Annotated in this window: 18 protein-coding genes; 14 read left to right on the top strand and 4 right to left on the bottom strand. The window is 65.8% G+C overall.

Annotated elements, in window-relative coordinates:
* The first annotated feature begins 27 nt into the window (after nt 1-27).
* The 10 genes from GGR45_RS09475 (at nt 28) to GGR45_RS20080 (ending at nt 9,957) form a co-directional block, all read left to right on the top strand.
* Nucleotides 28-639, top strand: coding sequence for an NADH-quinone oxidoreductase subunit J (locus GGR45_RS09475; RefSeq protein ID WP_175311404.1), 612 nt, complete (start codon nt 28-30; stop codon nt 637-639).
* Nucleotides 636-944 (top strand): NADH-quinone oxidoreductase subunit NuoK, encoded by a 309-nt coding sequence (gene nuoK, locus GGR45_RS09470; RefSeq protein WP_007404079.1) that lies wholly within the window; start codon nt 636-638, stop codon nt 942-944. Before GGR45_RS09475 ends, nuoK begins: the two co-directional genes overlap by 4 nt.
* Nucleotides 944-3,088, top strand: a complete 2,145-nt coding sequence (nuoL, locus tag GGR45_RS09465) for an NADH-quinone oxidoreductase subunit L (RefSeq protein WP_175311496.1) — start codon at nt 944-946, stop codon at nt 3,086-3,088. Before nuoK ends, nuoL begins: the two co-directional genes overlap by 1 nt.
* A 7-nt stretch (nt 3,089-3,095) precedes the next feature.
* Nucleotides 3,096-4,646: an NADH-quinone oxidoreductase subunit M gene (locus tag GGR45_RS09460; protein ID WP_175311495.1), complete on the top strand. Its 1,551-nt coding sequence runs from the start codon at nt 3,096-3,098 to the stop codon at nt 4,644-4,646.
* Nucleotides 4,646-6,109, top strand: a complete 1,464-nt coding sequence (gene nuoN, locus GGR45_RS09455; RefSeq protein ID WP_175311403.1) for an NADH-quinone oxidoreductase subunit NuoN — start codon at nt 4,646-4,648, stop codon at nt 6,107-6,109. The genes GGR45_RS09460 and nuoN overlap by 1 nt, the downstream gene beginning before the upstream one ends.
* Nucleotides 6,076-6,819 carry a biotin--[acetyl-CoA-carboxylase] ligase gene (locus tag GGR45_RS09450; protein WP_175311402.1) on the top strand — a complete coding sequence of 248 codons (744 nt, stop codon included), beginning with the start codon at nt 6,076-6,078 and terminating at the stop codon, nt 6,817-6,819. Before nuoN ends, GGR45_RS09450 begins: the two co-directional genes overlap by 34 nt.
* A gap of 9 nt (nt 6,820-6,828) precedes the next feature.
* On the top strand, nt 6,829-7,611 hold the full coding sequence (locus GGR45_RS09445) for a type III pantothenate kinase (RefSeq protein ID WP_175311401.1): 783 nt from the start codon (nt 6,829-6,831) through the stop codon (nt 7,609-7,611).
* A gap of 138 nt (nt 7,612-7,749) precedes the next feature.
* The gene (locus tag GGR45_RS09440) at nt 7,750-9,384 is read left to right on the top strand and encodes a ribonuclease J (RefSeq protein WP_175311400.1); all 1,635 of its coding nucleotides are present in this window, start codon (nt 7,750-7,752) and stop codon (nt 9,382-9,384) included.
* A 4-nt stretch (nt 9,385-9,388) separates the two neighbouring features.
* Complete coding sequence (locus tag GGR45_RS09435) at nt 9,389-9,664, top strand: DUF1467 family protein (RefSeq protein ID WP_175311399.1); 276 nt, start codon at nt 9,389-9,391, stop codon at nt 9,662-9,664.
* A gap of 191 nt (nt 9,665-9,855) precedes the next feature.
* Entirely contained in the window at nt 9,856-9,957 is a 102-nt protein-coding gene (locus GGR45_RS20080; RefSeq protein WP_443029768.1) for a WYL domain-containing protein, read from the top strand.
* A gap of 2 nt (nt 9,958-9,959) precedes the next feature.
* Here the strand turns inward: GGR45_RS20080 and GGR45_RS09430 are convergent, their stop codons facing one another.
* Nucleotides 9,960-12,278 carry a coiled-coil domain-containing protein gene (locus GGR45_RS09430; RefSeq protein WP_246358133.1) on the bottom strand — a complete coding sequence of 773 codons (2,319 nt, stop codon included), beginning with the start codon at nt 12,276-12,278 and terminating at the stop codon, nt 9,960-9,962.
* Nucleotides 12,279-12,380: 102 nt separating this feature from the next.
* On the opposite strand from GGR45_RS09430, the gene GGR45_RS09425 reads away from it, so the two are divergent.
* The 4 genes from GGR45_RS09425 to GGR45_RS09410 are packed head-to-tail and all read left to right on the top strand — an operon-like array spanning nt 12,381 to nt 16,353.
* Complete coding sequence (locus GGR45_RS09425) at nt 12,381-12,674, top strand: Hpt domain-containing protein (RefSeq protein WP_175311398.1); 294 nt, start codon at nt 12,381-12,383, stop codon at nt 12,672-12,674.
* Nucleotides 12,675-12,728: 54 nt separating this feature from the next.
* The gene (locus GGR45_RS09420) at nt 12,729-13,913 is read left to right on the top strand and encodes a hypothetical protein (RefSeq protein WP_175311397.1); all 1,185 of its coding nucleotides are present in this window, start codon (nt 12,729-12,731) and stop codon (nt 13,911-13,913) included.
* Between the two features lie 35 nt (nt 13,914-13,948).
* Nucleotides 13,949-15,001, top strand: coding sequence for a hypothetical protein (locus GGR45_RS09415; RefSeq protein WP_175311396.1), 1,053 nt, complete (start codon nt 13,949-13,951; stop codon nt 14,999-15,001).
* On the top strand, nt 14,998-16,353 hold the full coding sequence (locus GGR45_RS09410; protein ID WP_415640684.1) for a sensor histidine kinase: 1,356 nt from the start codon (nt 14,998-15,000) through the stop codon (nt 16,351-16,353). Before GGR45_RS09415 ends, GGR45_RS09410 begins: the two co-directional genes overlap by 4 nt.
* Before the next feature lie 49 nt (nt 16,354-16,402).
* Here the strand turns inward: GGR45_RS09410 and GGR45_RS09405 are convergent, their stop codons facing one another.
* The 3 genes from GGR45_RS09405 to gltX are packed head-to-tail and all read right to left on the bottom strand — an operon-like array spanning nt 16,403 to nt 19,302.
* A complete protein-coding gene (locus GGR45_RS09405; protein WP_175311395.1) occupies nt 16,403-16,612 on the bottom strand; it encodes a hypothetical protein in 210 nt (69 codons plus the stop codon).
* A 3-nt stretch (nt 16,613-16,615) separates the two neighbouring features.
* The gene (locus GGR45_RS09400; protein WP_175311394.1) at nt 16,616-17,899 is read right to left on the bottom strand and encodes a citrate synthase; all 1,284 of its coding nucleotides are present in this window, start codon (nt 17,897-17,899) and stop codon (nt 16,616-16,618) included.
* 2 nt (nt 17,900-17,901) lie between these two features.
* Nucleotides 17,902-19,302 carry a glutamate--tRNA ligase gene (gltX, locus tag GGR45_RS09395; RefSeq protein WP_175311492.1) on the bottom strand — a complete coding sequence of 467 codons (1,401 nt, stop codon included), beginning with the start codon at nt 19,300-19,302 and terminating at the stop codon, nt 17,902-17,904.
* Nucleotides 19,303-19,326 lie beyond the last annotated feature (24 nt).

Below are 19,326 nucleotides of genomic sequence, written 5' to 3'. Positions count from 1 at the left end.
GCGGACAGAAAAGGGGCCTGACAGGCAGTGATACAGGCTATCGCCTTCTATATTTTCGCGACCGTGGTGATCGTGTCCGCAGGGCTCACGATCGCGTCGCGCAATCCGGTGCACTCGGTCATGTGGCTGATCCTGGCGTTCTTCAACGCCGCGGGCCTCATGGTGCTGTGCGGGGCCGAGTTCATCGCGATGCTGCTCGTCATCGTCTATGTGGGCGCGGTCGCGGTGCTGTTCCTCTTCGTCGTCATGATGCTCGATATCGAGGTCGCGGCGATGCGGGCGGGCTTTGCGCGCTATCTGCCGCTGGGCCTGGCACTCGCCGTCGCGCTGCTGGCCGAGGTCATCATCGCGTTCCAGGCGTGGAGCGTCGGAGGCGTGCAGCTGGCGGCCCGTGCGGCCCCGATCGCGCCGGAGGTGTCCAACATCCAGGCGATCGGCAACCTGCTGTATACGCGCTATCTGTTCATCTTCGAGGGGGCGGGCCTGGTCCTGCTCGTCGCGATGATCGGCGCAATCGTGCTCACGCATCGCAAGCGGGGCGGTGTCCGGCCGCAGAACATCGCCAAGCAGAATGCGCGTCAGCCGCATGAGGCGGTCCGCAACATCAATCAGCCCATCGGGCAGGGGGTGGAACTGTGACGATCGGTCTCGTCCATTATCTGGTCGTTGCAGCGATCCTGTTCACCATGGGGGTGCTGGGTATCTTCCTCAATCGGAAGAACCTGATCGTCATCCTCATGGCGATCGAGCTCATCCTGCTCGCCGTGAACCTGAACCTCGTCGCCTTCTCGGCCGCGCTTCAGGATCTGGTGGGTCAGGTCTTCGCCATGTTCGTGCTGACCGTGGCCGCCGGTGAATCGGCGATCGGTCTGGCGATCCTGGTCATCTATTTCCGTGGCCGCGGCACCATCGCGGTCGACGACGTCAACCGGATGAAGGGGTAATCGGGTTGATCCTCGCTATCGTCTTCCTGCCGTTGCTGGCCGCCGCCATTGCGGGGTTCGGCAACAAGGCCATCGGGAACGTGCCCGCCAAGGTCGTCACGACCGGCGCGCTGTTCATCTCCTGTGCGCTGTCCTGGCCGATCTTCATCGGTTATCTGACCGGTGCCAATGCCGCCACCGTCACGCCGGTGCTCCACTGGATCACCAGCGGCGACATGGTCGTTGACTGGTCGCTGCGCGTCGACTCGCTGACCGCGATCATGCTGGTGGTCATCACCAGCGTATCGGCGCTCGTCCACCTCTATAGCTGGGGCTATATGAGCGAGGAGCCGGATCAGCCGCGCTTCTTCGCCTATCTCTGCCTCTTTACCTTCGCGATGCTGATGCTCGTGACGGCGGACAATCTGGTCCAGATGTTCTTCGGCTGGGAAGGCGTGGGTCTTGCGTCCTACCTCCTGATCGGTTTCTGGTTCCGCAAGCCTTCGGCCAATGCGGCCGCGATCAAGGCGTTCGTCGTCAACCGCGTCGGCGATCTTGGCTTCATGCTCGGCATTTTCGGCACCTTCCTGGTGTTCAAGACCGTCTCGATCCCCGAGATCCTGGCGGCCGCGCCGACCATGGCGGGATCCACCATCGGCTTCCTCGGCTATCGTTTCGACACGATGACCGTGCTCTGCCTGCTGCTGTTCGTCGGCGCGATGGGCAAGTCGGCGCAGCTCGGTCTGCACACCTGGCTGCCGGACGCGATGGAAGGCCCGACCCCGGTGTCGGCGCTGATCCACGCGGCGACCATGGTGACGGCGGGCGTGTTCATGGTGTGCCGCCTGTCGCCGATGTTCGAAACCTCGCCGACCGCGCTGGGCGTCATCACCGTCATCGGTGCCATGACCTGCTTCTTCGCCGCGACCGTCGGCACGGTGCAGACTGACATCAAGCGCGTAATCGCCTATTCGACCTGTTCGCAGCTCGGTTACATGTTCTTCGCGGCCGGCGTCGGCGCCTATGGCGCGGCGATGTTCCACCTGTTCACGCACGCCTTCTTCAAGGCGCTGTTGTTCCTGGGCGCGGGCTCGGTGATCCATGCGATGCACCATGAGCAGGACATGCGCTATTATGGCGGTCTGCGTCGCCACATCCCGCTCACCTTCTGGGCGATGATGATGGGTACGCTGGCGATCACCGGCGTCGGCATCCCGGCTCTGTTCGGCAATCCGATGGCGTTCGGCTTCGCGGGCTTCCACTCTAAGGACGCGATTATCGAAGTCGCCTATGCGGGTGGTTCGGGCTTCGCCTTCTGGGCGGGCGTGATCGCTGCGCTGCTGACCAGCTTCTATTCATGGCGTCTGATGTTCCTGACCTTCTGGGGCAAGCCGCGCTGGACCGGGTCGGAGCATATTCAGCACGCGCTGCATGACGCGCATGGCCATGGCCATGGCCATGGCCATGACGATCATGCTCATGCTCATGCTCATGACGCCCATCATCATGACGAGGCGCATCACAATGTCGCCCATGCCGAGGACGCCGGTGACGAACCGCATGTCCATGGCGCGGCTCATACCGATGTGCCGGAAGGCACCGGTGGCTATCATCCGCATGAGAGCCCCCTGGTCATGCTGGTCCCGCTGATCATCCTGTCGATCGGCGCGATCGCCGCAGGCTTCGTCTTCCATGGCTGGTTTATCGAGCCGGAATCGGGCGAGAGCTATTGGAAGGGCGCGATCGCTTTCAACGAGCACCTGATGCATTCGATGCACGGCGTGCCGGTGTGGGTGAAGCTCTCGGCGACGGTGGTGATGCTGCTCGGTCTGCTGACCGCGTATCTGACCTATATCCGTGCGCCGGAATTCCCGGCCAAGTTCGCGGACCAGTTCCGCATCCTGTACCGCTTCCTCCTCAACAAATGGTATTTCGACGAGATCTACCATTTCCTCTTCGTGCGCCCCGCCTTCGCGATCGGCCGGTTCCTGTGGCACCGTGGCGACGAGAAGACGATCGACCGCTTCGGCCCCAATGGTGTCGCCTGGCTCGTCCAGCTCGGCAGCAAGGGTGCGGCGCGCTTCCAGACGGGATACCTCTACAGCTATGCCTTCGTCATGTTGATCGGCCTGACCGCGGCCGTCACCTGGGCCATTTTGGGTTGATCGCGTGATGCAGGGCTTCCCGATCCTCTCCGTCATGCTGGCGGTCCCGGCCATTGCCGCGATCGCCTGCCTTTTCCTCAACGCGAACGGCGCGCGCATGTTGGCGCTCGCCGCCACGCTGGTCGATTTCGTGCTGGGCATCCTGCTCTGGACGAATTTCGACATTGGCGGCGCGCAGTGGCAGTTCGTCGAACATGCGCCGGGCGTCTTCGGCCCGTTCGGCTGGTCGCTCGGCATCGACGGCTTCGCGCTGCTGCTCATCATGCTCAGCGTGTTCCTGATGCCGATCTGCATCGGTGCGAGCTGGCGCGCGATCGACAAGCGGGTCCCGGAATATATGGGGCTGTTCCTGCTGACCGAAACGCTGATGATCGGCACCTTCGCGGCGCAGGACCTGTTCCTATTCTACGTCTTCTTCGAAGCCGGCCTGATCCCGATGTATCTGATCATCGGCATCTGGGGTGGGGCGAACCGCATCTATGCGTCGTACAAATTCTTCCTGTACACGCTGCTCGGCTCGCTCCTGATGTTCATCGCCATGTTGTACATGGCGCGCACGGCGGGCACGACCTCGATCCCGGCGCTGCTCGCCTATGACTTCCCGGCCTCGGTCCAGACCTGGTTGTGGATCGCGTTCTTCGCCTCGTTCGCGGTCAAGATGCCGATGTGGCCGGTCCACACCTGGCTCCCCGACGCCCACGTTCAGGCACCAACCGCGGGTTCGGTCATCCTGGCGGGCGTGCTGCTGAAGCTTGGTGGTTACGGCTTCCTGCGCTTCCTGCTGCCGATGTTCCCGGAGGCGAGCGGTCAGCTGACCTGGTTGATCTTCGCGCTGTCGGCGGTGGCCGTGATCTACGCCTCGCTGGTCGCGCTGGTGCAGTCCGACATGAAGAAGCTGATCGCTTATTCGTCGGTCGCGCACATGGCGATCGTGACCATCGGCCTCTATGCCTTCAACCAGCAGGGCATCGAAGGCGCGATGATCATGATGCTCAGCCACGGTCTGGTGTCGGGCGCGCTCTTCCTGTGCGTCGGCGTCATTTATGACCGGCTGCACACCCGCGAGATCGCGCGCTACGGCGGGCTGTCGATCAACATGCCGAAGTACGCGGTGCTGTTCCTGTTCTTCACCATGGCGTCGATCGGTCTGCCGGGCACCAGCGGTTTCGTCGCCGAGTTCCTGTCGCTGATGGGCACCTATCAGGTGTCGACCTGGACGGCTTTGCTCTGCACCACCGGCATCATCCTGGGTGCGGCGTACATGCTCTATCTCTACCGGCGGGTCGCCTATGGCGAGATCAAGTCGGATGAAGTGGCGGCGATGCCCGACCTGTCGAGCCGCGAGCTGTGGCTGCTGGCGCCGATCGCGGCGGTGACGCTGTGGATGGGCGTGTACCCGGAGAGCTTCCTCGCGCCGATGCGCAAGGACGTGACGATCCTGCTGCAGCGTGTCGACCGGGCGAACCCCGGTTCGGACAGCCGCCCGACAGCCGGGAATCCCGCGCTCGCCACCACCCATGCCCCTGAGCACCAAGCTGCGCACGGGGAGGCGCACTGATGAGCTATTCGTTTAACCTTTTGATGGTCCTGCCCGAGCTGGTGCTGACCCTCGGCGCGATCGCGCTGATGCTCGTCGCCGCCTGGGGCGGGACGGCATCGACCCGCGGTATTTCGATCGCGGCGGTGTTCGTGCTGGCGGGCGCGACGGTCGCGCTGGCCGGGCCGTCTACGACCGGCGGTGTCGCTTTTGGTGGCCTTTACCGGGCGGACGCCTTTTCGGGCTTCGCCAAGGTCGTGATCTATCTGGCGACCGCGGTGGCGATCATCATGGCGCCGCGCTTCTTCGATCGTTCGCCGGGTGAGGATCTGCGTCCGGAATATCCGATCCTCATGCTGCTGTCGTCGGTCGGCATGGGCATGATGGTGTCGGCGGGCGACCTGCTGACCCTCTATGTCGGTCTCGAGCTGCAAAGCCTCTCGGCCTATGTGCTGGCGAGCTTCATGCGGCGCGACAGCCGCTCGGCGGAAGCGGGGCTGAAGTATTTCGTCCTCGGCGCGTTGGCCTCGGGCATCCTGCTGTATGGCATCTCGCTGGTCTATGGCTTTTCGGGCTCCACCGATTTTGCGCAGATCGCGGGCGCTTACGGGCGAGACGCCGCGACGGGCACGCGGTCGCTGGGCCTGATGTTCGGTCTGGTCTTCGTCTTTGCAGGGCTCGCGTTCAAGATGTCGGCCGTGCCGTTCCACATGTGGACCCCGGACGTCTATGAAGGCGCACCGACCCCGGTGACCGCTTTCTTCGCTTCGGCCCCCAAGGTCGCGGCGATGGCGCTGGCGGCCCGCGTTGCGGTCGAGGCGATGGGCTCGGCGGTGCAGCAGTGGCAGCAGGTCGTGACCTTCGCCGCGCTGGCGTCGATCATCCTGGGCGCCGTGGCGGCCATCGGTCAGACCAACATCAAGCGACTGCTTGCCTATTCGTCGATCAACAATGTCGGTTTTGCGCTGATCGGTCTGGCGGCCGGTACGGCGGAGGGCGTGGCAGCCGTTCTGACATATCTCACCATCTACGTCGTCATGACGTTGGGCGCGTTCCTGATCGTCATCCGGATGCGCGATGAGCACGACAATCCGATGGAGTCCATCGCGAGCCTGTCGGGCCTGTCGCGCACCCGTCCCGGCTTGGCCGTGGCGATGGCGTTCTTCATGTTCTCGGTCGCGGGCATTCCGCCGCTGCTGGGCTTCTATGCCAAGTTTGCGGTGTTCAATGCGGCGGTCGCGGCGGGGCTGTTCCCGCTGGCGGTCATCGGCGTCGTCGCGTCGGTGATCGGTGCCTATTATTACCTGCGCATCATCAAGACGATGTTCTTCGATGAGCCGGCGGAGATATGGGCGAATGCCGAAGCGCAGCCGGTCGAGAATGGCCTGATCGCATTGTCGGCGCTGTTCGTCTCGCCGGTTGGCTATCTGGCGATCCCGCTGCTCGGCGCATGGTCGCTGGCCGCAGCACGGGCGCTGTTCTGAGCCGATTGCTGCACGTCCCGGAAACGGGATCGACCAACGCCGATCTTCGCCAGCTTGCCGACGCGGGCGGCGAAGACGGCCTTTGGCTCCGCGCCGACCGCCAGACGGCGGGGCGCGGACGCCAGGGGCGGGAATGGTCCTCGCCTTCGGGCAATTTCTACGGCTCGACGCTGGTCCGTTTGCGGCCGAACGACCCGATGGCCGCCACGCTGGCGCTGGTGGCGGCAGTGGCGATCGAAGAAGCGGTTTCCATTTGCCTTTCAACGTCCGCGATCCGGCCGATGCTCAAATGGCCCAATGATCTGCTGATCGACGGTGCCAAGCTGTCGGGTATCCTGATGGAGCGGAGCGGTGACGCAGTCATCATCGGCATGGGGATCAACCTGGCATCGTCCCCACAACTGCCCGACCGCGCCACGACATCGCTGCGCGATCATGGCATCGATGTCGGACCTGCGATGATGCAGGGATTGCTGGCGGATGCCATGACCCGTTGGGTTGCGGTCTGGCGGGAGCAAGGGCTGGGCGCCATCGTCGAACGCTGGGAGGCGCGCGCACATTCGCGTGGCACCCCGCTGACGGCACGCTTGCCCGATGGGCAGGTGCTGAACGGCACGTTTCAGGGGCTCGCGGGCGATGGGGCGCTGCGGCTCGGCTTGGCGGATGGCGCTACCCATGTCATCCATGCCGGCGATATCTTCCTGGTCTGAGGGACTGTCATGCTGCTTGCGATCGATGCCGGGAACACGAACGTGGTCTTCGCGCTGCTCGAAGGGCGGACGATCAAAGGCCGCTGGCGGATCGCCACCGATCCGCGCCGGACGGGCGATGAGTATGCGGTGTGGCTCAGCCAGCTTCTCGCGCTGGAAGGTTATGCGCGCGAGGACGTGACCGGCGTCATCATCGCCACGGTCGTTCCGCGCGCGCTCCACAATCTCCAAGTGCTCGCGCAGAAATATTTCAAGGTTGATCCGCTGATCGCCGGTCGTGCGCCGGTGGAGTGGGGGATCGCGATCGATGTCGACGAGCCCGCCTCGCTGGGCGCGGACCGGGCAGTCAACACCATCGCCGCGCATGCGTTGTTTCCCGGCGACCTGATCACCATCGATTTCGGCACGGCGACGACCTTCGACATCAGCGACTATCAGGGCGCCTATAAGGGCGGCATCATCGCTCCGGGCATCAACCTGTCGCTCGACGCGTTGGTGACGGCCGCCGCCAAGCTGCCCCGCATCGCCATCGAGGCGCCGGAAAGCCGCAGCGTCATCGGGCGCAATACGGTCGACCAGATGCATATCGGCATCTTCTGGGGCTATGTCGCGATGATCGAAGGACTGGTTGCGCGACTGAAGGCGCAGGTCGGTCGTCCGGTCAAGGTACTGGCGACCGGCGGCCTGGCGGCACTTTTGAGCCCCCACACCGATGTTTTCGATCATATCGAACCCGACCTGACCATTCAGGGGCTGGCGATCCTGTGGGAACGCGCCCATATTGGCGGCTGAAGTTTCGGATCGAACAGCCCGCGAAGACCCGCAGGGCGTCCGCATCCGCGAAGGAATGACCGCGCCCTGACCGGCGCAAACCCTAATGCCCCTTGGCCCCGCTTGCAGCGGGGAGGGGCTTCTATTGTCAGGAAGTGAATGACTCCCAAGAAAGAATTGCTGTTCTGCGCGCTCGGTGGATCGGGCGAAATCGGCATGAACGTGAACCTGTACGGCACCGAAGGTAAGTGGGTGATGGTCGATTGCGGCATCACCTTTGCCGATCCGGCCTATCCGGGCATCGATGTGATCCTGCCCGATCTGAGTTTCATCGAGGACCGGCTGGACGACCTGGTCGGCATCGTGCTGACCCATGGGCATGAGGACCATATCGGCGCGCTACCCTATCTGGCCGAAGACCTTGGCGTGCCCATTTATGCTACCGCCTTCACCGCCGGGCTGGTCCGCGGCAAGCTGGAGGAAGAGGGCAGCGCCAACCGCGTCAAGCTGCGGGTGATCGACCAGAACACGCCGTTCCAGGTCGGGCCGTTCGGCTTTACCTTCGTTCCTCTGTCGCATTCGATCCCCGAAGCCAATGCGCTGCTGATTGAAACCGCGCTCGGCCGCGTCTTCCACACCGGCGACTGGAAGCTCGACCCGACCCCCGTCATCGGCAAGCCCGCCAGTCCGGCGCAACTGTCGTCGATCGGCGACAAGGGCGTCGACATTCTGGTGTGCGATTCGACCAATGCCTTCAATACCGAGGCGTCGGGCTCGGAAGCCAGCGTCCGCCCCGGCATCGCCGAGACCGTCGCCAAGGCCAAGGGGCGGGTGGTCGTCACGACCTTCGCCTCCAACGCCGCGCGTCTGGTGACGCTGGGCGAGGTCGCTAGGGAGACAGGACGCAAGCTGTGCGTCACCGGCCGTTCGCTCGACCGGATTTTGAAGGTCGGTAAGGCCTGTGGCTACTTCAGGGGCTTTCCCGAGACGGTCGATCCCGAAACCGCGATGCGCTTGCCCAAGGACCGGGTGCTGATCGTCGCGACGGGCGGGCAGGGTGAACCGCGCGCCGCGCTGTCGCGCATCGCCGAGGGAAGCCATACGATCCGGCTCGACACCGGCGACACGGTGATCTTCTCGGCACGCCAGATCCCGGGCAACGAGACGGCGGTCGGCCGTATCCAGAACATCCTGGCAGGCAAGGGCGTCCGTATGGTTACCGAGCGTCAGGCGCATGTCCACGTCTCGGGCCACCCCGGCCAGCCCGAACTGGCGCAGATGTACAAGTGGCTGCGCCCGCGCACGCTGATGCCCGTACATGGCGAGATGCGCCACATGATGGAACATGCGCGCTTCGCCACGACGCAGGGCGTGCCGCAGACCATCGTTCAGTCGGACGGCGACGTCGTCAGACTGTTGCCGGGCCATGCGACCAAGATCGGCCAGGCGCCCGTCGGGCGGTTGGTGCTGGACGGCGACGTCATCCTGCCGTCGGACGGCTCGACGATGAACGAGCGGCGCAAGCTGGCGATCAACGGCCAGATTTCGGTCGGCGTCGCGGTCGCCAAGGGCCGTCTGGTCGGCAGCCCGCAAATCCGCGTGCAGGGCGTGCCGGTCGAAGACGAACGCGATGCCTTCATCGCCGAGGCCGTGGCGGCCGCCGCCAAGGCCGTCGACGGCCCGCGCCGCGCGACGGACAAGCTGCGCGAGGATATCCGCCTGTCGGTCCGCAAGGTCGCGACGCGCTGGACCGGCAAGAAGCCGATCGTCGATGTCCTGCTGATCGAGGGATAAGACCATGCACTGGACGTCGGCCCTCGCGATCTACGTCCTGTTCTGGTTTCTCGCCGTGTTCCTGGTCCTGCCCTTCGGGGTCAGGACCACGCACGAGGCGGGGGGAGAGCATATTCCCGGCACCGCCGAGAGCGCGCCGCATGTCTTTCTGATCGGGCGCTTCTTCATCCGCACGACGATCGTCGCCACGATGCTGTTCGGGCTGTTCTACCTGAACTATGTGTCGGGCTGGATCACCGCCGACATGCTTGATTGGAGCGGGGTGAGCCGCGGCGCCTGACAGGGCTCGCGCTGCCGCCTCCCGCCTCCGCCTATCTGATCTGCTCGGCCGTGACGGCGGTTTTACGGCTGCAAGGCATCTGGCCGAGCAGCTGGGCATATCGCTACGCACGCTATCGAGGGTGAAGCGGGGCAGGGCTATCGCTTAAGCTCCGGCCTTTTGTCATCGCCAAGTTCGGCCGCGCGAATGTCGTGCTCGGCTGGTGCGAGGTGCGCCGGGCTTACCGGACGTTCCGTATCGACCGGATCGTCGTGGCGCGGGCCGTGACCGGCATCGACGCACCAGCGAGATAGGCTTAGCGCAGCCGCTCAATGGCCTGGGCGAGTGCGACGTAGAGCTTGCCCATGTCCGACGACAGCAACGTCACGCCCAGCGGCGATCCGTCGCGCTGCGCCAGCACCCCGCGCAACATCGCCTCGAAATCATGAATATAGCGGTTCACATGATCGCGGAACTTGGGATCCTCGTCATAGAGATCGGCAATACCCCGTGCCTGATGCGAGTCGAGAATGCGGACCGCGCGCCGGGTGAAGACGCCGCGATCGCCCTTGAGATAGGCGGCCCAGGCGCTGTCGGTCACTTCGGGCGCATAGATTTTGGTGATGTCGATCGAGGCGGAATTGAGCGATTCGACGAGCAGCGACGCCCGGCGCGCAAAATTGTCGCGGTCGGCTTCCTCGCGTTCGCTTCTCGCTTCTTCGATACGGGATTCGACGATGGTCGTCTTTTCGATGATTAGGTCGGCCTGACGCGCCAGCCGCTCGGTCGCGCGGGTGGCGGCCTCGACCGCGTTCTGGGTGGCGTCGACGATCGCATGAACCTGCCGCTCGACGGTATCGCCGGTCGCCCGCCGCATCGCCTCGGCGCTCGCGAGTTCTAGGGCACTGGCCGCCTGGGGGATGACCTCGGCCAGCGTCTCGCGCGCCCGTTCGGCGGCGGTGGCGGCGGTTTCCCGGACGCGCAGCAACGCGTCGACCAGCTTCGGGGCGGCTTCGTCCGCGAATTGGTGGGATCGCTCGATCGTTTCCTCAACCATCATGCCCAGCGCATCGGCCTTGGCGCGCCCGGTCGACAGCGTTTCGATCAGCGAACCCGACAGCGTTTCCAGCGTGTGGCGCTGCTCGGCGATCACCTCGGCGATGGCCTCGATCGCCTCATGCGTGCTTTCGGCCGCGGCCACCAGCGCGAGCAGTTCGGGCTTGGTCTCGACCACCACCTCATGGCTGGCCTGCATCCGCTGGTCCAGGCGGCTCAGCGCTTCCGGCAGCGTCTCGTCGATCTCTCGCGCGGCGGCGTCCAGCGCGATCAGCAGTGTCTCGGTCGTGCCGATGACCCGGTTGGCCATCGTCTCGCCTGCTTCGAGCGCGCCGGTCATCGCGTCCGCCGAACCGCCCAGCGCGCTGATCGAGGCGGCGAGCATCTGCGACTTTTCGGTGCCCTGGCTATGGAGTACCGCGATCCGCGTCTCGACCCGTTCCAACTCGGTGTCGAGCGTGTCGATCATCGTCTCACCCGCGATCCGTTGCGCCTCCAGTTCGGCGGCCAGGCGAGCGACTGCGCCGTCAACCGTGGTCAGGCGTTCGGCCAGCGCCTCGGCACTGTCGCGCGCGGCGCTGTCGAGCGCAGCCTGATTCGCCGCGACCATCGCCAGCATCGCCTCACCCTGTGCGGCAAGGCCCTTGCGCGACTGGTCGATCGCCTCTGCGGTTCGGTCGAGCATCGCATCGATCGTGGTCGCGACATTGGCGGTCACGCTTTCGAGATGCTCGCTGGCGGTGCGGCTGGTCGCCTCCATCTGTTCGATATGGGTGGCGAGGCGAAGCGCCGCGCCGCTCGCGATGGTGTCGGCGTCCTGCCCGCGCCGCCCCAAGGCGACAAGCTGGGCGTCGAGGGAGGCCGCATGGCTCTCCGCCGATCGTGCCGCCTCCGCCATCCTGTCGCTCGCTTCGCCGACCTCCTCGGCCGCGAGAGGAAGGGCATGGAGCAACTTGGTCATGCTCGCCTGGCTGGTCCCCGCGATGTCGGCGAGTGTTCGACCATGCGCCTCGACCATCTGGATATCATCGGCAAGATCGCGGGCGATGGCGTTGAAGCGGGTCTCGGCGGCCTGCGCCATTTCGGACAGTGCGATCGCCTGCGCCGACAATTCGGAACGATTGGCGGCCAGCGCCTGTCCGATCGCGGCGACCGCGCGTTCCAGCGCCGCTGCCTCGTTGCGCATGTCGCGCGCGGTCAGGGCGAAGCGGCGCTGCTCCGCACGGCTGCTGCGCTGCCCGACCAGCCACAGGATCGCAACCAGCATCGGCCCGGCCAGCGCCAGCGTCACCAGCGGGGCCAGCGTCGCGGGCGAGTGTGGTGCGCTCGCCATGATGCCCCACGCCAGGACGACCCCGACCCACAGGACCGAAACCAGGATCGCAAGGATCAGCGGCCAGCGTGAAAGGGGGGCTTCCTCGATCGGCGCGCCATTCTCCTCCAGCCAGGGGCTGAGCGAAGGCGGAACGGCGGCCGGCGTCTCGTCCGCCGGGGTCACGGGCGCATAGTCCAGCATGTCCTCCTCTGCGTTCGGCATGTCCGACCTGTCCTGACGCTCCGCGCGCATATCGACGATCATCTGAGCCCCCGTGTCACAATGGGCCGGTTTATCACGTTTGCCGACGGCAGAAAGCGAATTGCGCTATTCCGTGTGGCCCTGCTTCGGGTTTAAGTAGCGACAATGACTTACGAGCACGGAACGATCGATTCTACCCTGGCGGCGATGGCCGGTGACGAACCGGCCGTGATCCAGGATCTCCGCCGTGCCTTTGTCGATGGGATGACCCGTGCGATGGAGGCCATGCATATGGCGGATGACGCACGCGAGTGGCGTGAGGCGGCGCTGCGGATGAAGGGGCTGGCGGCCAGTGTCAACGCGCTGCCGCTGATGACCCTTGCCGCCCAGGCGGCCGAGCGGGAAGGCTCGGACGCGCAATTGCTCGACCGGATCGGGGACCAGGTCGCTCGTCTTTGAGCACGGGCGGGGACGGGGCTGGCATGGCGCGCGCCAAGCGCCTAACAGCACGCGATGCTCTCCGGTCTTCTCTTTGCGATTGACGATGCCGACGACCGCCCCGGGCGGTTGACGGCCACCTTGCCGTTCGCGGGCGTCACCCTGATCGAATATCAGGCGCGCCTGCTGATCGCGGCGGGGGCCGCGCAAGTTATCATCGTGGTCGCGCGGCTGACCCCCGAATTGCTCGGCGCGATCGCCCGAATCGCGCAGCGGGGGGTGGTGGTCGACACGGTGCGCAGCGCCGTAGAGGCGTCGGAAAAGCTCCACCCCCTGTCGCGGCTGCTCGTTCTGGCCGATGGCCTCATTACCACGGAGGACACGATCGCCCTCGTCCTGCGTGATGCCGGGCATGACGCACTGGTCGTGTTGCCCGAGGCCGAAGCCGAAGCGGGGCTGGAACGCGTCGGGGGGCAGATGGCCTGGGCCGGCGTCGCGCGGCTCGATCCGCGCCGGGTCGCCGAGGTAGCGGCGCTGCCCCGTGATTATGACCTGCAATCGACGCTGCTCCGTCTCGCGGCGCAAGCGCGGGCGGCGCATATCCTGCTGCCCGCCGATGCGAAAAAGGCGGGCCATGGCATCGTGCACCGGGCCGAGGCGCTGGATGCGCGGGGGCGGGCAGTGGTCGCGCGGCTCGTATCGGGGCGGCGCAGCTGGTTCGATCGCTATATCCTCGCACCGCTGGCGCGCTTTGCCTTGCCGCGCCTGGTCGAGCGTTCGGTGTCCGCGCATGTCGCGGGCGGGGTCGGCGCCGGACTGGGGGTGCTGGGATTGGTGCTGATCGTGTCGGGTCTACCCAGCTTTGGCCTGTTGATCGCAATCGCGGGAACGCTGGGGCTTGGTCTGGGCGAGACGCTGGCCGGGCTGCGCGACGAGCAGGCGGTGGCGCGGGCGGGATCGGCGGCTATCGCTGCGTTGGCCGGGCTCGCCGTTGCGGCGCTGGGGTGGCAGGATTACCGGCTGTCGGGCGAGGATATCGCGCCGGTCCTGGCCTTGATGCTGATAATCCTGGGTATCCTGGCCGAGCGGGCCGGGCTTTATCGCTTTCGGCGGCGCTGGTGGGCCAGCCCGCCTGCCTATCTCTTGGTTCTGTTCCCGGCCACGCTGATCGGTATCGCGCCCTGGGGGCTGGCGCTCGCCAGCGTCTACGCCATCGTCACTTTGGCGTCCGCAATCGAGACATTGCGCGCTCAAGTTTAGTGTCGCTTTAACATCAAAGGGGTTAGCGGTGACGCATGGCGGTCGGACCGGACCCAATTCATGCCTCCGAGTGGCAAGTCGCGCGGCTGTACGACCGCGTGGCGGCGGCGCGCGCGCGCGCGGTGGCGCGGCGTCGGGGAGCAATGCTCGATCTGCGGTTGGACGCTGATTCGCGACTGACCGACCAGATTCGGTTCGAGGTAGCCGCGAGGCTCACTTTATTGGTGGAGACGATCGCCCGCGATGTGCTGCGACAGGCCGAGCGGGTGATGCCGGAGGGAGGGCCGCATTCCGAGTTCGATCCGGTCGTCCAGCGGCTGCACCGTACCGATGCACTGGTCGATCCGGCGCTGGCCGAGGAACTGGTCGCACAGGTCCGGCAGGGGCTGATCTCGCGAGCGTTGCCGATCGAAACCATGGCGGGCGATGCGCCAAGCCTGCTCGTTCGATTGAGCGAGGCTCCAGACCGGATCGTTGCCGCCGCCGCCCGCGCGGTGCTGGTGGCTGAAGGCCATGCGCGGGAAGCGGAAGAGCCGGTCCGCCTGTCGAGGCGGCAGTATGACCGGCTTGTCTGGATCGCGGCGGCGGCTTTGCGGGGCGGAGAGGATCCCGCATGGGACCGGGCGCTGGCCCAGGCAGCGGAGCGGGTGCTGGCTGCGCAGAGCGATGCGGATCGGCCGGGTGCGGCGGCGATGCGGCTGGCGGCGGCGATCGACGCGCGGCCGGGGGAACTGCCCGACCTGCTGCTTGAAAGCCTGTCCGATCGGCAATTGGGATTGTTCGTTGCATTGCTCTCCCATGCGCTGGGCGTCGAATATGACATGGTGCGCGAGATCGTGTTGGAGCCGGAGGGCGACCGGCTATGGCTGGCGCTCAGGGCGCTGGACCAGGAGCGGGCAACGATCGCGCGGATCGGCCTGTCGCTATGCGAGGCGGACGGGCGGCGTGATGTCGACAGCTTCGCCGAAGCACTGGATTCGATCATGGCCATTGCGCCCGAAGAAGCGCGGCGGGCGATGGCATCGCTGAGCCTGCCCGCGTCGTTTCGCGAGGCCATCGACCGGTTGGAAGGCGCGGAACGTCGATGACATCGATGGACAGCCCCGGCGAATCGATGGTCGCCCGCGCCATTCTGGACGCGGGCGATCACATCCTGTCGGCGGACCCGCCGATCGAGCTGCTTCACATGCGTGCGGGCGGTGGTGTCAGCGATCGTCTGGCGATTGCCCCCATCGCGCGGGTTGCGCGGCTCGCCCGGCGGCTGGGCATCGCGGTGTCGCGGCAGGTGGTGGTCGCCGATGACGAGGGGGATCTCGACCTCTGGATACAGGCGCGACCGGAAACCGGGCAGATCCGCCTGAGCGTCAGCGGCTGGCGTGACCGTGCTGCCTGGAAGCCCGCCGCGACCCCGCCCGATCATACGGGAATGGGGGCCGATTTTCGCTGGGAAGCCGATGCGGCGCTCCGCCTGACCTTCGTGTCGCCGGGCGCGGGGCTGCGCCATGGGTTCGATGCGCAGGCGATGCTGGGGCGCCCCCTGAATGCGCTGTTCGTCTTCGACTCCGGCACTGCGCCGCTGGGCGATGGCGCGCCTCTCGATGGACGGGGCGCGCGACTGCGACCGACCGACGCGCCGGTGCGGCTGTCGGCGGCGATCCGGCATGACGGGATGGGCGGTATCGCGGGGTTGGTTGGCGCAGCCTATCTGATCGACGAGCCCGTCGAGGACGACGAGGACCTGGCGCTGCATCCCGGAAGCGCGCCGCTGACCGAGAGTTTTACCGCCGGGCTCGACCGGGCCTTGCGCACGCCGCTCGCGCGGATCGTCGCCAATGCCGACAGCATCGCGGCGCGCAGCGACGGGCCGATCGCCGCGGAATATGCCGATTATGCCAATGATATCGCCGATGCCGGGCGACATCTGATCGGGCTGGTCGACAATCTGGTTGAGTTGCAGGCGATCGAGCAGCCCGATTTCCGCCTGGCCGCCACCCCGATCGATCTCGCCGATGTCGCGCGCCGCGCCGCAGGGCTGCTGGGCGTGCGTGCCGATGCCGCCGGCGTGACGATCTGCCGCCCCGGCATGGGCGAGGGAATGCCCGCCATCGGCGATTTCGGGCGCTGCCTTCAGATTCTCATCAACTTGATCGGCAATGCGATCCGCTATTCCCCGCGGGGTGAGGAAGTGGTCGTCACCGTCGAACGCGACGGGGAATGGGCGTTGGTCGGCGTCACCGATCGGGGAAAGGGCATCGCGCCGGAAGACCAGACGCGCATTTTCGAGAAATTCGAGCGGGTCGACCCCAGCGAGCCTGGCGGCAACGGCCTGGGCCTCTATATCGCCCGCCGTCTGGCGCGGGCGATGGGCGGCGACCTGGGTGTCGAAAGCGTGCCGGGTGAGGGCGCTACCTTCCTCTTCCGTTTGCGGTCTCGATCATAAAAAAGGGCTCCCGAAGGAGCCCTTTTCCATTTCTGTCCTGACGAGCCGCTCAGCGCCGCCGGGGCAGCCGCCGCGCGACCAGGATCAGCGCCAATCCCGCCACCGCGACGAACGCGCCGCGATCGGCCCATTCGCCCCGGCCGAGCATGAAGCTCTCCTGTGGCCAGCGAATATAGCCCAAGCCCTGACCGATCCATAATCCCCCCGTCAGCGCCAGCATGACGCCGATGGCGATCAGGATCGGCCGGACCCGGTTCATGACTTAGCGCTTTTCGACCGGAACATAGGCACGCTGCGTCGGGCCGGTATAGAGCTGACGCGGGCGGCCGATCTTCTGGTCGGGATCGGTGATCATCTCGTTCCACTGCGCAACCCAACCGACGGTGCGGGCGAGCGCGAAGAGCACGGTGAACATCTCGGTCGGGAAGCCGATCGCCGACAGGATCACGCCCGAATAGAAGTCGACGTTCGGGAACAGCTTCTTCTCGACGAAATACTCGTCGTTCAGCGCGATCTCTTCGAGGCGCAGCGCCGTCTCGAACAGCGGATCGTTTACCTTCAGCGCATCGAACACTTCGCGCACGGTCTTCTGCATCACGGTCGCGCGGGGGTCGTAGTTCTTGTAGACGCGGTGACCAAAGCCCATCAGGCGGAACGGATCGTTCTTGTCCTTGGCGCGCGCGATGAACTCGGGGATGCGATCGGGCGTGCCGATCTCGCGCAGCATGTTGAGTGCGGCCTCGTTCGCGCCGCCATGCGCCGGACCCCAGAGGCAGGCGATGCCCGCCGCGATGCAGGCGAACGGGTTGGCACCCGACGAACCCGCAAGGCGCACCGTCGAGGTCGAGGCGTTCTGCTCATGATCGGCGTGCAGGATGAAGATGCGGTCCATCGCCTTTTCGACCGCTGGGTTCACCTCATAGGCCTCGGCGGGGACGCCGAAGGTCATGCGCAGGAAGTTGCCGGTGTAGGACAGCGAGTTGTCCGGGTACAGGAAGGGCTGGCCGACCGAGTATTTATACGCCATCGCCGCGATCGTCGGGATCTTGGCGATCAGGCGGTGCGAGGCGATAGTGCGCTGCACCGGATCATGAATGTCGGTCGAATCGTGATAGAAGGCCGAAAGCGCGCCGACGACGCCGCACATGATCGCCATCGGATGCGCATCGCGACGGAAGCCACGGAAGAACGCCGCCAGCTGCTCATGCACCATGGTGTGGCGTGTGATCGTGTTGGTGAAGCCCGACAGCTCGTCCTGGTTCGGCAGCTCGCCGTTCAGCAGGAGATAGGCGACCTCCATGAAACTGCTATTCTCGGCCAGATCACCGATCGCATAGCCGCGGTGCAGCAGGACACCTTCGTCGCCGTCGATATAGGTCAGCTTCGACTGACACGATGCGGTCGAGGTGAAGCCGGGATCATAGGTGAAGGCACCCGTCTGCGCATACAGCTTGCGGATGTCGACCACGTCCGGGCCGATCGACCCCGACATGACGGGATAGTCAAAGCCCTTGCCGCCGATGTCGAATTTCGCGGTGTCGCTCATACTCAATGATCCTTCCTATCTGCGGTCAACTGGTCCGCGATCCGACCCAGGCTTTCCTCGCGGCCCAGCAAAGCGAGCACGTCGAAGATTCCCGGGGACGTCTTGCGTCCGGTCAAGACGGCGCGGAGCGGCTGGGCGACCTGACCGAGCTTCACGCCCTCGGCTTCGGCCACTTTGCGTACCGCGTCTTCCAAAAGCTCCGTATCCCAGTTGTGCACCGCGTCAAGCGCGGCGTGAACGGAAAGGAGAATGCCCCGTGCCTTTTCATCGAGCAGGCCGGTGGCGGCGTCGTCCAGGCTCAACGGACGGGTGGCGAAAAGGAACCGCGCGCCGTCGGCCAGTTCGTTCAGATTCGCCGCGCGCGGCTTCAGCGACGGCATGGCGGCGGTCAGCAGCGCGACGTTCTCGACTCCCATCCGCTGGGCCACCAGATCGGCGAGGCGTGCATCATCGGCCTCGCGGATATAATGGCCGTTGAGGTTTTCCAGCTTCTTGAGATCGAAGCGCGACGGCGCCTTGCCCACGGCGGCGAGGTCGAACCATTGGACCGCATCCTCGCGCGAAATGATCTCGGCATCGCCATGCCCCCAGCCGAGGCGGAGGAGATAATTGTCGAGCGCCTCCGGCAGGATGCCCATCTCGTCGCGATACGCCTCGATCCCGACCGCGCCGTGCCGCTTGGACAGCTTGGCGCCGTCCGATCCATGGATCAACGGGATGTGTGCGTAGATCGGCTCGGCCCAGCCCATCGCCTTGTAGATGGGCAACTGGCGGAAAGCGTTGTTGAGGTGATCGTCGCCGCGGATCACATGGGTCACACCCATGTCATGATCGTCGACGACCACCGCCAGCATATAGGTCGGCGTGCCATCCGAACGCAGCAGGACCAGATCGTCCAGCTCGGCATTCTGCACGGTCACGCTGCCCTGCACCCGGTCCTCGATCGTGACCGAACCCTCGCGCGGTGCGCGCAGACGGACGACGAAGGGCTGACCCTCCGGCGCGGTCGCGGGATCGGCGTCGCGCCAGGGCGACCGGATACGCAAGGGCTGCTTGGCGGCCTGGGCGGCTTCGCGCTGGGCGGCGATCTCGTCCTGCGTCATGTAGCAGCGATAGGCGTGGCCGCGCGTCATCATCTCCTGCGCGACCGCGGCATGGCGGTCGGCCCGCGCGAACTGGAACACGGCGTCACCGTCCCAGTCCAGGCCCAGCCAGCGCATCCCGTCCAGGATCGCGTCGATCGCGGGCTGGGTCGAGCGGGCGCGGTCGGTATCCTCGATGCGCAGCAGGAACTTGCCGCCATTCGCGCGCGCGAACAGCCAGTTGAACAGCGCCGTGCGTGCGCCGCCGATGTGAAGGAATCCGGTCGGCGAGGGCGCGAAACGGGTCACGACTCCGCTCATGGTCGATCCGGTGGCGATATCATC

This window comes from Sphingomonas zeae, from assembly GCF_014197135.1.
Lineage (GTDB): Bacteria > Pseudomonadota > Alphaproteobacteria > Sphingomonadales > Sphingomonadaceae > Sphingomonas > Sphingomonas zeae.
Note: the sequence above shows the minus strand (reverse complement) of the source record. Positions and strands in the feature narration are given on the sequence as shown.